The organism is Haladaptatus sp. DYSN1, assembly GCF_029489995.1.
In the GTDB taxonomy this organism is placed as follows: Archaea; Halobacteriota; Halobacteria; order Halobacteriales; family Halococcaceae; genus QDMS2.
Genome location: NZ_CP120470.1, coordinates 2609799 through 2622139 on the forward strand (window position 1 = coordinate 2609799; position 12341 = coordinate 2622139).

The window sequence follows — 12341 nt, forward strand, 5'->3', positions numbered from 1 at the left end:
CAGGACGCTCGCGTCTACTCGACCTGAATCGAACTGCCGAGATACTTGTTCAGCACTTCTTCGACCGTTTCAGCGTTGAACAGGTCCAGGTGCGCACGAATCTCGCTCTTCAGCGCCTCCAGATACTCCGGAGACGTCCGCAGGCCGCTAAAGGAGACGCTCGTCACCCGCATATCGAGCGCCGATTCGAGTTCGCGCCGGAAGTACTCCTCGTCGTTCAGATTGCCCCGCCAGAGGTAGTCGCGAAAGAACAGCCAGCCGTCGTCACCCGGCTGGGAGGCCGTTTTCGACAGTTGCAGCTCGAATTCCGCGGGCGAAAGTCGCAGGTCCGGTCGACCGATACGGGGGCGAACCCGAACCGAGAAGGCGTAGTGTGCGTCGGTCACTGCACGTCGTTGAATCGTCCCGCGAGGTGGGTATCCTTCTCGGTGATGCCGCCCTCTTCGTGGCTCGTGAGGCGCACTTCCACCTCCTTGTAACCGATGATGATTTCCGGGTGGTGGAACTCCTCGTCGGCGATTTCCGCGATTTCGTTCACGAACTCGACTCCGTCCAAGTAGTCGTCGAACTCGTAGGTTCGCGTGATTTCGTCGCCATCTTTCTCCCAGCCGCTCGGGAGTCGCGATTCGAGTTCGTCCTCTGAGAGCAAGTCTGCCATGGCTACCACTATTCACTCGATTGAAATAATCGTTGTCGCCACCTGAGGCTCAGGGGAGCGCATACGGCGGCGATTCAGACCGGATGACCTCAGAGAGGTCGTGGAGTTCGTCTTCGAGCAGGACGATGATATCGTCCAGCGTGATGATGCCGGTCAGTTGGTTGTTCTCCATCACCGGAAGCCGGCGCACCGCGTGTTCGCGCATCGTCTGGCAGACGTCGAAGACGCCCGCGTCGATGTCTACGGTGACGGTGTTCCCGTTCATCACGTCCGCGGCGGTCATGTTCAGCGGGTCTTTACCCGTCGCGACGATTTTCATCGCGAGGTCGCGGTCCGTGACGATACCGATTGGCTTTCCGGCTTCCTCGATGACGACGCTGCCGACGGTGCGTTCGCGCATCTGGGTTGCGAGTTCGGTAACTGGTGTGTCTGGCGACGCGGAGACGAGTTCCTCTCGTGGTCGCGCGATATCTCTCAGTGTCATGTTCCCCCCGTCTCCGGTTTTCCGGGAAAACGGTTATCCGAAGATACGTCTCGTGAGCGCAAATACCTAGTTCAGCACGCCGGGATACTCCGAGAATCAGTCGTCTTCGGCGCTGGTCGCGGCGGAGTTCGGGCGGTCTGCCTCGCTGAGCGCCTTCACGAACGCGGGTGGTTCAGACCCGAAATCCGGGTCGAACAACTGCAAGGCGGTGTTGATGGTCGTCCAGTCGTCTTCCTCCGCCGCGTCGCGAAGACTCCGTGTCGGCGCGGAGAGCAACTGCCCGACGAGCGAATCGGCGAGCGATTCGACGACCGCACGCTGGTCTTCGTTCAGGTCGCCATTCGCTTCGAGTTGGGAGAACGCCGTGGCGAGTTCGCGCGCCTTCAGGCGGTCTGCGCTCTCGTACATCGCCGCGATGACGCGGTCTGCGCGCTTTCGCTTGTACTGGGTGAGCAGGTGTTCGAACTCGCGGTCGATCATCTCTGCGACCCGTTCTGCCGCCTCTTTGCGCTGTTCGTGGGCCTCGTCGGTTATCGATTCGAGTCGGTCTAAGTCCCAGAGGGTGACGTTGTCGAGCCCTTCGACGCGCTTTGCGACGTCGCGGGGCTGGGCGAGGTCGATGACGAGCAACTCGCCCGCTCTCGACAGCGTGTTGCCATCGAGAATCGGCGTTGGACTGCCCGTGGCCGTGACCACGAGGTCCACGTCGGGGACGACTGCCGGGACGTCGGCGAGCGAGATGGCGGTCGCCTCCGCCTCGATGACGTCGACGATGGCCTGTGCACGCGGCAGCGTCCGGTTCGCGACGTAGAGTCGAGAAACGGTGTCGGCGAGCGAAGTAGCCGCGAGCGACCCCATCTCGCCCGCGCCGATGACGAGCGCCGTCGCGTTCGTGAGGTCCATCTCGCGAGCGGCGAGTGAGGTTGCCGCACTCGCGAGCGAGACGGTTCCCTCGTTGATTTCGGTCTCGGTACGGGCGCGTTCGCCGACGTGGATGGCCTTCGCAATCCCGTCGTCGAGCAGGCGGCCGAGCGCGCCGACCCCGCGGGCGTCGAGATACGCGGTGCGGAGCTGGCCGAGAATCTGGTCTTCGCCGATGACGAGCGATTCGAGGCCGGCCGCTACGCGCATGAGGTGGCGAAGGCTGGCCTCGTGGGTTCGTTCCGTGATTGCCTCCTCGGGGACGTCTGCGAGATAGTCCGCGAGGACGCGCCGACCGAGTTCTGGCGTTGCCGTGACGACGTAGGCCTCTGCGCGGTTACACGTCTGGAGGACGAACGCCTCTTTGACGCCCTCCTGTGCGAGCAGCGTCTCGACACCTATCTGCTGGTCCGGTGCGCAAGCCGCCTCAATCGTCTCGACGCAGGCGTCCTTGTGGGAAACGCTCACGCCCGAAATGACGCCGGCCTCACGCATCAGAATCACCACCAACGAGAGTCTCGTCTATCACGGTCTGTGCCTCGTTGCGGGCCTTTGCCTTCCCACTACCTAAAGCCTTCCAAACGCGGTCAGAATTGACGACTGCGCGGATGGCGTCCCGACGGGCCGCCGGGGCGACCTTGGCCGACTGGAGTTCGAGGCGCAACGTCGCGGTCAGTTCGGCCATTTCGCCTGCTCCTTCGACGTCTGCCTCGATGCGTTCTCGCAAGTACTTCGCGAGTGCTGGACTCGATGCTCCCGTCGAGATTGCCACTGTGACGGGGTCGTCGTCGACAGTCGCCGGAACCACCACACTGCCCGCCTCCCGCTCGCCGGAAACGTCGGTGCGATTGACGAGGATGCGCCGCTCGCGGGCGGCGTCCTCGATGGCGGCGTTGAGCGCGGGTTCGTCGGTCGCCGCGACGACGAGGATGGGGTCGATGCGGTCGAGCCAGCCGCCGACCGCGGCCAGTGTCGGTGCGGCGCGAACTTTCGCCGCGCCGCCGTAGGAACCGGCCGAAAAGTCCGGGCTCACGACGACCACGGTCGCCTCACGGGCGAAACGGCGGGCTTTCCGTGCGCCGACGGCACCGCCGCCGAACACGAGGACCGTCTCGCCGTGGAAGTCGTGAAACAGTGGTATCATTCGGTGTTTGCGTTTGCGCGTTCCGTCATGCGGATGCCCGTCTTCTTCAGAATGCGGGTCGAGAACAGGGTATCCCAGTCGTCGTCGCCGACGTCCCAGTACTCGTGCATGCGTTCTTTGACCATTTCGATGTGTTCCTGACTCTCGGCCTCGGTTCGACCGTGGGTCATCGCGAAGAAGTTGTACGGCCAGATCCCCTCGTGGCGGGGCCGTTCGTAGCAGTGAGTGACGAAATCGAGGCTCGCGATGGCCGGCCCGACCTCGTCCAGCAACTCGTCGGGGACGTTCCAGACGGTCATCCCATTCTCGGTGTAGCCGAGGGCGTAGTGGTTCGGGATGACGCCCACCCGACGGACCTTTCCTTCGACGTTGAACCGCTTGATGGTGGCGACGACCCACTCCGTCTCCTGCCCAATCGCGGCGGCGACGTCGGCGTAGGGCGTGGCGGTGATGGGCAATCCACCCTGGATTTCGAGCACGAGGTCGCGCTCCGCGGGCGTGAGGGTAGTGCGCTCGGTCGGTGTCACGTCGGGACCGAGATGCGAGAGGTCCACGTCACCCTCCGAGATGGGACCGTCGAGGAGGAATTTGGCTTCGACGCGGAACTCCTGCTGTTTCGGGAGGTTGTACGTTCGCTGCCCGGTCGTCTCCTCGATTTCGCCGAGTACCTCGTCGACGCGGTCCGGATGGCCCACGGAGACGACGAACCACATGTTGAGATGGGGGTGCTCACGCTCGTAGTTGTGGGCGACTTCGCGGAAGGTATTGACTTGCTCTGCCACCTCGTCGTACCGTTCGGGCGGCGCGTGCATCGCGACGAGCGTGGCCGTCCCACCGATGGCTTCGGCGTTGATGAGCGCCCCGAACCGGGTGAGGACCCCTTGCTCGTCGAGCGTCTGAACACGAGAGAGAAGTTCGCCAGCAGAAATGTCGATACCGCGCTCCCGGAGGGCCGCGGCGGCCGGTTCGAAGGGCCGTTCAGTCACCGGGAAACCGCCCTGGAAGGCGTTGACGATGGCGCGGTCAGTCGGACTCAGGTCCGCCTCTGTCATACCTGGGTATCAGGAGTCACGAGGCATAAGAACCTCGTTTGCGCCGCTTACTGCACGTCGATGACGACCTCGTTGTCGGAGATGTGCAGGTAGTACAGCGTGTAGTTACGCTGGTCGTAGTGGATGACGCCGTGTGAGGGCATTTCGTCCACCGTATCCGCATTCTTATCTGAAACTATGAGGTCAACGTCGGGACCCATCTTCGCTAGATAGTGGCTGAGGACAGCACCCATCGGCGCGTTCTGTCCGTTGTTAAAGGCTAAGGTCGAATCGAGCTGGTTCACCGACCCGCCGAGTAGATTGTCGACAGACTTGAGCGTGCTCTTTGATTCGTAGGACATGTCCATCGCAAGCGTGCCTAAATCGACGTCAAGTCGTGCCGTGTCAGCAGTGCCGTCTCCATCGAGGTCGAGGCAGGTCGAAGCGAACGCTTTGTCCTTGAACCAGCCCTGATAGGTAGAGCCGTCCTTGTAGATGATGGTGACGGAAACCCATCGTTCCTTGCACTGTGAGAGCGGATTCTCGATGACGTTCACCGGGCCACCGTCCCGGAGGTGAATCTCCATCTCCTCACCGTTCTCGGAGGTGGCGGTGAAGGACCACTTAAAGTTGCTGAACGCGGTTTGATCCGGATACAACGTGATGCTGAACGATTCGAGTGGGTTCTCTTCCTCTAGTGCCCGGAGTTTGAGGGGTTGTCCCTCTGCTGGCATATTGAAGAATCCCATATCATAGGGCACTGTCAGGTCGAGCGTGACTGTCTGCGCTTCCTCATTGGGCGTCACCTTCCCCGTGGTGCGCATCTCGAAGTATTGCGCCCAGCCCTCGTAGTAGCGCGACTGGACGACAATCTTCACTGTACCTTCAGAACCGGGATTCTCCCACAGGTCACCAGACTCAGGCAGTTTAGCCACATTCGGGAAGATACGCTTGCTCGACCCGTGTGTGGCCTGAATTTGTGCGTTCTGCCCGGAAACTGAGCCGTCACCCGTCACGCGCACGACTGGCAACGTGAGGGTAGCGTCGCGGTAGTGGAACTCGGGTGCGGAGACGACGCGTGCCTGACCGTCTGCGTCGAGTCGCCAGACACCGCCGCCCTGGTAGGCAATTTCTGTGCCATCGTTCTCGTAGATGAGTGCACCGAGCGTGCCGGAGTAGAGTACCGTCTCGTCGCCGTCTAAGTCGGTGTGGATGATGGTAATCGACCCCTCGGTATCGTCCACGTACAGCGACCCACCGCCGGTGTTCCCGAAGCTGACCGTCTGTAAGTCGGATTCGCCGAATGAGACGGCACTCGCACGCATGTCGAGGACGCCGAGCGCCGTCTCTGCTTTGTTCGTATCCACCGTGCGCTGAACGCTCACGATGCCCCCGGACGCCGTGACGACCATGAACGTCACCAGCGCGATTGACATCGTTATGACGAGCGCCAGTCCCAGAATCTCTGACTGAGCCCGCTGCTGGGCTCCCGTCCCCCCTCTTTTTCCCATAGGTAACTTCCCCAGACATACCTATGGCCGAGAAGGTCATTGTTAAAAGCTGATTTATGTAGAATGTTCTCGATTTATGGTGGTTCTATCGTGGTTAGGATGGAAATTTCGCCGTCAGAGATACGGCCGCAGGCTAGCGGTAATCGATTGCTACTAGGCTAAAATCGCCTCGAACGATGGGCGGCCCTTCGAGGAGCGCGTCTTAGCTCACTTCGACGTGAACCGCGTTCTCTGAGACGTGGAGGTAGTACAGCGTGTAGCTGCGCTGGTCGTAGTGGATGGTCCCGTAGGACTGCTCCTCTTCGACCGTGTCCGCGCTCTTGTCGTGGACGTAGAGGCGGGACCCATCTCGCCGAGATAGTGGCTCAGTACGTCGCCAATCGCAGTGTCAGCTCCGCCGTTGTACGCCTGCGAGGCCGGTTGGTGGGTGCCATCGACGAGGTTGGCAATCGACAGCGACCTCGATTTCGTGTCGATGTACACCATCTGCTTGGTCATCGACCCGAGGTCTACGTCGACCCGGGGACTGTCTTTCGTTCCGTCGCCGTTCGAATCGTAACACGTCGTCTGGAACGCGTCTTCCGCGTGCCAGCCTTCGAAGCTGGAGCCGTTTTCGTACGTGATAGTGACGGAGATGTCCTTCTCCCAGCAGGAACCAACCTTGCGGACGTTCCCGCTTTCGCGCAGGTGGATTTCGATTTCCCGTTCGTCAGCAATCCCGACGAACGACCACTTGAAGTTGCTAAATCCGGTCTGGTCGGGATATTGCGTGATGTTGAACTCGTCGAGCGGGTGGTCCGGGCCGAGCGCACGCGGGCGAAGGGGCTTGTTTGCCGGCATATTGAAGTAGCCCATGTCGAAGGGCACGATGAGGTCGAGCGTGGTCGTCTGCGTCTCGTGGTCGAGAGTCACCGTTCCCGTGGTTCGGGCTTCGAAGTACTGCGCCCAGCCCTCGTAGTAGCGCGACTGGACGATGACTTCGACACGTCCCGCAGACCCGGGATTCGTTCAGGGGTCGCCGTTGGCGAGGCGTTTGCTCGGATTCGTGTTCGGAAAGATACGCTTGAGCGGTTCGCCGCGGGTGGCCTGGAGTTGGGCGTTCTTGCCCGACAGTGACCCGTTGCCGGTCAGGCGAACGACGAGCATGACGAGCGTCGCCTCGCGGTAGTGAGCTTCCGGCGGCGAGACGACGCGCGCCTTGTCGTTCGGGTCGTGTCGCCAGACGCCGCCGCCCTGGTAGGCGATTTCGGTGCCATGGTTCTCGTAAACCAGCGCGCCGAGCGACCCGTTGTAAATCTCAGTCGAACGATTTTCGAGGTCGGAGTGGAAGACTTTGAGCGACCCCTCCGTCTCGTTTACCGAAAGCGAGCCGTCACCCGTATTGCCAAAGCGGACCGTCTGGAGGTCCGAGTCGCCAAGCGACACCGAGCTCGCACGCATGTCGAGCACGCCAAGGGCCGTCTCCGCCCGACTGGTGTCCGCAGACCGCTGAACGCTCACGATGCCACCCGACGCCGTCACCAACAAAAACGTGACCAGTGAAACGACCATTGCCGTGACCAGTACGTACCCCAGAACGTCCGCCTGTGCCGGCTTCCCCCTTCGTGGAACCCATCTTATTGCCTCCGCGCCCAGAGGCGGGTTCGCACTGTGGTGACTATCGTCACTACACTGTTATTTTCGTGAATGAATAGCTTTGGGGAAAATGGCGTGCAGAAGGTACGTATTGGGTCGTCCGTCAGCCCTGAACGCCCGTAACCTCGAAGCCGAGGTCGCGGATCTCGTCGAGAATAGCCTCGTGGTCGTGGGCCGCCTCGTAGTAGATGACGATGTGGAAGGTGCCGTTGCGAAGCAGTTGCTGGCACTCCCAGACGAACTCGTCGCCGTCGATGGTCAGCCCCTGGTGCTGGTTCGAGGAGAACTTCGGGTTATCATTGCCCGAGTAAACGTAGGTGTCGCCCTCGTGGCCGGCATATTTCGCGATGATGTCGCCGACGTCGAGGGTCGCCTGGTGCATCTCGATATCTGCTGCGCTGGTGAGCCCCGTGTGGACGACCGCACCGTTAAGTTCGATGTCGCCCGGTTCGAGCAGTGCCTTCGTGCGTTGGTAGAGGTCCTCGTCGAGTACGTCGCTCATACCCGCTGTCCGCACTGGGGAGGCTTACACGTCACGGTCGCTCCTCGCCTGCTGAGTCGCAGAAAATGTTGGTGTGAGTCGCTCGAAAGCGCCTTACAGCCGCTTTACGTTCTTCGCACGCGGACCCTTGTCCGCCTGCACGATATCGAACTCGACTTCGGTCCCTTCTTCTAAGTCAGGACCGCCGACGTCTTCCATGTGGAAGAACACGTCGTCGTCGGACTCGTCGGTCTTGATGAAACCGTAGCCGCCGGTGTCGTTGAAGAAGTCGACTTTCCCTTTCGCCATGATTACAGGCGCTCCAGGTTTTTCGCGCGTGGGCCTTTGTCGGCCTGCACAATCTCGAATTCGACTTCCTGCCCCTCCTCGAGGTCGGGGCCGCCGATGTCTTCCATGTGGAAGAACACGTCGTCGTCGGAGTCTTCTGTCTTGATGAAACCGTAGCCGCCAGTATCGTTGAAGAAATCAACCGTACCTTTCGCCATGGTCAGAGCCGCTCCAGGTTCTTCGCTCGGGGACCTTTGTCCGCCTGCTCGATTTCGAATTCGACTTCCTGACCCTCTTCTAGGTCAGGACCTCCTACGTCTTCCATGTGGAAGAACACGTCTTCATCAGAGTCGTCAGACTTGATGAAACCGTAACCGCCGGTATCGTTGAAAAAGTCAACCGTACCTTTTGCCATTGCAACCGCCTGTTGATGGCCCACACGTAAATACCTGCTTGCCCAGTTATATACAGCAGCGAGTGAACGTCCGCCTTGCTAACGTGGGTGACGCAAGACTGATACAGCCGGAGCCAGATGGTCAGATGAATGCGAACGTGGGTCCGGACCCAACTCCAGCGGACGTACGAGCGACTGCTGTTACGCGAAATCTCGGGTGCGCCGACGCACGTCGCCGTGATTCAAGACGGCAACCGACGCTACGCCTCAGAACACGGCGAGGAAGCGAACGACGGCCACCGGCAGGGGGCGAAGACCACCGAGAACCTACTTTACTGGTGTGACGACCTCGGCATCGAGGAGCTCACCCTGTACACCTTTTCGACAGAGAATTTCAACCGACCGCCAGAGCAACGCGAGTACCTCTTCGACCTCATCTGCGAGAAACTCACCGAGTTCGCCGACGCAGACCGCGTCCACGAGGGCGAGGTGCGCATCCGCGCTATCGGCCAACTCGAGATGCTCCCCCCACGTGTTCAGGAGGCCATCGAATACGCCCACGAGCGGACGAAAGACTACGACCGCCTCCGCCTGAACATCGCGCTCGCCTACGGCGGCCGGGCGGAGCTCCTCGAAGCCTGCCGAGGCGTGGCGCGGTCGGTCCACTCAGGAACCCTCGCGCCGGCGGACATCACGGTCGAGACCCTGGAAGAGCGCATCTACGACGGTCCCGCCCGTGACGTGGACCTCATCATCCGCACGGGCGGCGACGAGCGCACGAGCAACTTCTTGCCCTGGCACGCAAACGGCAACGAGGCGGCCGTGTTCTTCTGTACGCCCTACTGGCCGGAGTTCTCGAAAATCGACTTCTTGCGCTCGATTCGCACCTACGAGGCCCGCGAAGCGAGTTGGCGACGCACCCGCGCCCAGCGCGCCGTCGCGCTCGTCAAGTCATTCGGCGGGACGGAGTTAGACGAAGCAAAGCGCATCATCGACCGTTTTCGCGACCAGTTACCGAGTGGCGAACTGGAGGGCATGGACGTAGACGACGGTCGCGAGACGCAGGCCGACTGAAAGACTGACCGCGACCGAGAGGGATAATTGTCCGGCGGCCGTCCACCCCACCGTGAACCACCGTTTCGGAACCGTCTCCCTCTTCGCCCTCCTCGCAACCCTCTGGGGTCTGTCGTTTCTCGCCATCACCGTCGGCCTGAAAACGCTCGAACCCGTGGTGTTCGCGGCGTTTCGCTACGACGTAGCCGCCGTCCTCTTGCTCGGCTTCGCGCTGGTCGCGAAAACTGATTGGCGACCGACGGGCCGGGCGAACCTCTCCGCCATCGCGGGCGGCGGCCTGTTTCTCGTCGCCGCGAACGCCTTCCTCTTCATCGGCCAGCAGACAGTGCCGAGCGGCGTGGCCGCCATCATGCAGAGCCTCGTTCCCATCATGACCTCGCTCTGGGCGCTCGGCCTGTTGCCGGAAGAACGCGTCTCGCCGGTCGGTGCGGTCGGCATCCTCCTCGGATTCGTCGGCGTGGTGCTCATCGTCCGGCCGGACCCGTCGAACCTGCTCGGGTCGAGCGTGGTCGGCCGACTCCTCATCTTCCTGCAAGTCTCCGGGGTTGCCCTCGGCGGCGTGCTCGTCCAGCGGGCCAAACCGACGCTCGACAAAGCTGCCCTCTCGGGGTGGTCGATGCTCCTCGGCGGCCTCATCCTTCACGCGATTAGCACCCTCATCGGCGAGCCGTTCTCGCTGCCAGAGACGGTCGAGGCCGCCGCCGCCGTTGCCTACCTCGGTATCTTCGCAACCGCCGTCGCCTTCTTCATCTACTTCACGCTGCTCGAAGTCCGCGGCGCACTCGAAACGTCGCTCGTCGCCTACCTCGTCCCCGTCGTCGCGACGATTGTGGGAGTGGTCGTGCTCGGCGAGGAGATTACGATGCTCACAGTCCTTGGCTTCCTCGTCGTTTTCGCCGGCTTCCTCGTGCTCAAACGCGAGGCGATAGCCGACCTGGTCCGCGGGACGCGGCGTGAAACAGTACAGAGTTGACGAGGAAAAGCGAACCACCGTCTCTCGCTTCGCTCACCACGAGGTGCGGACTATCGTCCGAATCGCCGCTGGCGATTCTGGTAATCGAGTACCGCACGCAGGTAGTCTCGGCGGCGGAAGTCTCGCCAGTTTACATCCGTGAAGTAGAGTTCCGAGTAGACCGATTGCCAGATCATGAAATCAGAGAGCCGTTCGGCCCCGGTTTTAACGACGAGGTCGGGGTCGGTCGGGAAGACGAGGTGGTCTTCGATGACCGCCTCGTCGATGTCTTCGGGGTCGAGCGTTCCCGCGGCCACGTCCTCGCTTGCGGCGCGGACGGCCTTCGCGAACTCGTGTTTGCCACCAAGCCCGATGCTCACCTGCACCGGCGTGTCGGCACGTTCCGTGTCGTCACGACTCCGAACCGCGAGCGGGCGCGGACTTTCGACCTGCGTGAAGGCACGCCGGAGCGACGGCACCGCGGCGGGGTCGAGCACGCTGATGTAGACCATGACGCGCTCTGCGCCGAGTTCGAACGCCCACTCGAGGAACGATTCGAGCGTCCGGTAGGCCCCGCGCTCTAAGAGGTCGCGCTCCGTGAGGACGACGGCCACCCGTTCGGGGACGGCCGCGTCGTGGCGGCGGATGCGCATGGCGAGGTACCGGTCGTAGAGACCCATTGCTCGCAGGTTCTGGGCCGGGTGGGGTAAACCTCACGGATGGGGCGAGCGGTCAGACGTAGACGGTGGTGGTCGGTCCCGCACAGTCGAGCGTCATTTCGAGGCGGTCGCCGTCGATTTCCGCGACGAACCGGACGGAGAGCGAGTCTTCGGTGAGGACCGTCTGTTCGACGATCGTCTCTGCCTGCACGCTGAGCCAGCCGTGGCCAACGAAATCGACGCCGTGGTCGTAGTAGAACGCAGCGACGATAGGGTGGGCAATCAGGTGGCGGTCCGCTGCCGTGAGAAAATCGTGTTTGCACACAGAACAGACGTTACAGAAGCGAAGCGGGAAAATCGTCCCACAGGTATCACAGACGGTGCCCGGAGCGACCTCGTGGACGGGGCACAGCCATGGCGTCGCCGTGACCGGACCCGTACAGGTCGGTCAGTTGCCCTCGACGAGCGACGCGATGTGCAACTGCGTCGCCGTGTACTGGGCCTCGTACATCTCCGCTGGCGTCCGGTCCAGAATGCCGACCGGCAACAACGGGTCGACGATCATCAGGAGGCCGGGAGGGAGTCCAGGATTGGCCCACGCACCCTCACAGGCGGTACAGCAAACCGTGAACTTGTCCGGACTCGCCTCGTTGCCATAGTGGAGGACGACGGCTCCCCCACAGAGGGGACACGGGTCTGAGATGGGTTCTGCGTCGAACGTGACCGACTCCGTCATCGTTCCGGCGAGGACTGTTCCCATGATCCGTTCACCGCGTCTGGTGAGTACGTACCCTGCGTCGTCGTGAAAGACGAACCGGCCAACGAGTTTCTGCAGGTGGTAGTTGAACTGCGAGCCGTCGCGCATCCCGACGCGGCGTCTGAGGTCGGCAAACGAAAGCGGGTCGTCGGCCAACCCGTCCGCGGTTCGTGCCTCCCAGAGGGCGTATAAGATTCGCCACGCGCGTCTCGTTGCCGAGACTGGCAAATGCTTCGACGGCGGCCGTGTCGATTGATGGATTCGGTTCGAGTCGCATCACGATTCCCCCTCGGTGAGTACGTCATGCTGTACGATAACAATAGACCGAAGGCGGCGGCTCGGTATCGACACT

Annotated in this window: 18 protein-coding genes; 2 read left to right on the top strand and 16 right to left on the bottom strand. The window is 61.9% G+C overall.

Annotated features, from left to right (window positions below; all coding sequences use genetic code 11):
• Positions 1–14: 14 nt before the first annotated feature.
• The 13 genes from lwrS to P0648_RS14270 all read right to left on the bottom strand — a co-directional run bounded on the left by lwrS (position 15) and on the right by P0648_RS14270 (position 8568).
• The gene (lwrS, locus tag P0648_RS14210; protein ID WP_277504426.1) at positions 15–386 is read right to left on the bottom strand and encodes an LWR-salt protein; all 372 of its coding nucleotides are present in this window, start codon (positions 384–386) and stop codon (positions 15–17) included.
• Positions 383–658, bottom strand: a complete 276-nt coding sequence (locus tag P0648_RS14215; RefSeq protein ID WP_276246607.1) for a 4a-hydroxytetrahydrobiopterin dehydratase — start codon at positions 656–658, stop codon at positions 383–385. Before P0648_RS14215 ends, lwrS begins: the two co-directional genes overlap by 4 nt.
• A gap of 49 nt (positions 659–707) precedes the next feature.
• Complete coding sequence (locus P0648_RS14220; protein ID WP_276246606.1) at positions 708–1142, bottom strand: CBS domain-containing protein; 435 nt, start codon at positions 1140–1142, stop codon at positions 708–710.
• A 96-nt stretch (positions 1143–1238) separates the two neighbouring features.
• Positions 1239–2558 carry a glutamyl-tRNA reductase gene (gene hemA / locus P0648_RS14225; protein ID WP_277504428.1) on the bottom strand — a complete coding sequence of 440 codons (1320 nt, stop codon included), beginning with the start codon at positions 2556–2558 and terminating at the stop codon, positions 1239–1241.
• On the bottom strand, positions 2551–3207 hold the full coding sequence (locus P0648_RS14230) for a bifunctional precorrin-2 dehydrogenase/sirohydrochlorin ferrochelatase (RefSeq protein WP_276246604.1): 657 nt from the start codon (positions 3205–3207) through the stop codon (positions 2551–2553). The genes hemA and P0648_RS14230 overlap by 8 nt, the downstream gene beginning before the upstream one ends.
• A complete protein-coding gene (locus tag P0648_RS14235) occupies positions 3204–4259 on the bottom strand; it encodes an Lrp/AsnC family transcriptional regulator (RefSeq protein WP_276246603.1) in 1056 nt (351 codons plus the stop codon). Before P0648_RS14235 ends, P0648_RS14230 begins: the two co-directional genes overlap by 4 nt.
• A 47-nt stretch (positions 4260–4306) precedes the next feature.
• A complete protein-coding gene (locus tag P0648_RS14240; protein ID WP_277504429.1) occupies positions 4307–5749 on the bottom strand; it encodes a hypothetical protein in 1443 nt (480 codons plus the stop codon).
• A gap of 207 nt (positions 5750–5956) precedes the next feature.
• Positions 5957–6661: a hypothetical protein gene (locus P0648_RS14245; protein WP_277504431.1), complete on the bottom strand. Its 705-nt coding sequence runs from the start codon at positions 6659–6661 to the stop codon at positions 5957–5959.
• A 96-nt stretch (positions 6662–6757) separates the two neighbouring features.
• Positions 6758–7249 (bottom strand): hypothetical protein, encoded by a 492-nt coding sequence (locus P0648_RS14250; protein WP_277504433.1) that lies wholly within the window; start codon positions 7247–7249, stop codon positions 6758–6760.
• A gap of 238 nt (positions 7250–7487) precedes the next feature.
• Complete coding sequence (locus tag P0648_RS14255) at positions 7488–7886, bottom strand: DUF5778 family protein (RefSeq protein WP_276246599.1); 399 nt, start codon at positions 7884–7886, stop codon at positions 7488–7490.
• A gap of 93 nt (positions 7887–7979) precedes the next feature.
• Positions 7980–8174, bottom strand: coding sequence for a cold-shock protein (locus P0648_RS14260; protein WP_276246598.1), 195 nt, complete (start codon positions 8172–8174; stop codon positions 7980–7982).
• Between the two features lie 2 nt (positions 8175–8176).
• Positions 8177–8371 (bottom strand): cold-shock protein, encoded by a 195-nt coding sequence (locus P0648_RS14265; RefSeq protein WP_276246597.1) that lies wholly within the window; start codon positions 8369–8371, stop codon positions 8177–8179.
• Between the two features lie 2 nt (positions 8372–8373).
• Positions 8374–8568 carry a cold-shock protein gene (locus tag P0648_RS14270; RefSeq protein WP_276246596.1) on the bottom strand — a complete coding sequence of 65 codons (195 nt, stop codon included), beginning with the start codon at positions 8566–8568 and terminating at the stop codon, positions 8374–8376.
• A gap of 129 nt (positions 8569–8697) precedes the next feature.
• On the opposite strand from P0648_RS14270, the gene uppS reads away from it, so the two are divergent.
• Positions 8698–9621 (top strand): polyprenyl diphosphate synthase, encoded by a 924-nt coding sequence (uppS, locus tag P0648_RS14275; protein ID WP_277504436.1) that lies wholly within the window; start codon positions 8698–8700, stop codon positions 9619–9621.
• Between the two features lie 52 nt (positions 9622–9673).
• Positions 9674–10594 carry a DMT family transporter gene (locus tag P0648_RS14280; RefSeq protein WP_277504438.1) on the top strand — a complete coding sequence of 307 codons (921 nt, stop codon included), beginning with the start codon at positions 9674–9676 and terminating at the stop codon, positions 10592–10594.
• A gap of 50 nt (positions 10595–10644) precedes the next feature.
• On the opposite strand, the gene P0648_RS14285 is transcribed toward P0648_RS14280, so the two are convergent.
• From P0648_RS14285 to P0648_RS14295, 3 genes are all read right to left on the bottom strand, one after another.
• Positions 10645–11253 (bottom strand): undecaprenyl diphosphate synthase family protein, encoded by a 609-nt coding sequence (locus tag P0648_RS14285; RefSeq protein WP_276246593.1) that lies wholly within the window; start codon positions 11251–11253, stop codon positions 10645–10647.
• Positions 11254–11305: 52 nt separating this feature from the next.
• Positions 11306–11557, bottom strand: coding sequence for a hypothetical protein (locus P0648_RS14290; protein ID WP_277504441.1), 252 nt, complete (start codon positions 11555–11557; stop codon positions 11306–11308).
• A gap of 123 nt (positions 11558–11680) precedes the next feature.
• Entirely contained in the window at positions 11681–12217 is a 537-nt protein-coding gene (locus P0648_RS14295; RefSeq protein ID WP_277504442.1) for a hypothetical protein, read from the bottom strand.
• Between the last annotated feature and the right edge of the window lie 124 nt (positions 12218–12341).

Coding starts and splice junctions, on each gene's coding strand:
- P0648_RS14215 (WP_276246607.1), bottom strand. CDS start 658: ATGGCAGACTTGCTCTCAGAGGACGAACTCGAATCGCGACTCCCGAGC.
- P0648_RS14265 (WP_276246597.1), bottom strand. CDS start 8,371: ATGGCGAAAGGTACGGTTGATTTCTTCAACGATACTGGCGGCTACGGT.
- P0648_RS14235 (WP_276246603.1), bottom strand. CDS start 4,259: ATGACAGAGGCGGACCTGAGTCCGACTGACCGCGCCATCGTCAACGCC.
- P0648_RS14285 (WP_276246593.1), bottom strand. CDS start 11,253: ATGGGTCTCTACGACCGGTACCTCGCCATGCGCATCCGCCGCCACGAC.
- uppS (WP_277504436.1), top strand. CDS start 8,698: ATGCGAACGTGGGTCCGGACCCAACTCCAGCGGACGTACGAGCGACTG.
- hemA (WP_277504428.1), bottom strand. CDS start 2,558: ATGCGTGAGGCCGGCGTCATTTCGGGCGTGAGCGTTTCCCACAAGGAC.
- P0648_RS14260 (WP_276246598.1), bottom strand. CDS start 8,174: ATGGCGAAAGGGAAAGTCGACTTCTTCAACGACACCGGCGGCTACGGT.
- P0648_RS14230 (WP_276246604.1), bottom strand. CDS start 3,207: ATGATACCACTGTTTCACGACTTCCACGGCGAGACGGTCCTCGTGTTC.
- P0648_RS14270 (WP_276246596.1), bottom strand. CDS start 8,568: ATGGCAAAAGGTACGGTTGACTTTTTCAACGATACCGGCGGTTACGGT.
- P0648_RS14220 (WP_276246606.1), bottom strand. CDS start 1,142: ATGACACTGAGAGATATCGCGCGACCACGAGAGGAACTCGTCTCCGCG.
- P0648_RS14240 (WP_277504429.1), bottom strand. CDS start 5,749: ATGGGAAAAAGAGGGGGGACGGGAGCCCAGCAGCGGGCTCAGTCAGAG.
- P0648_RS14255 (WP_276246599.1), bottom strand. CDS start 7,886: ATGAGCGACGTACTCGACGAGGACCTCTACCAACGCACGAAGGCACTG.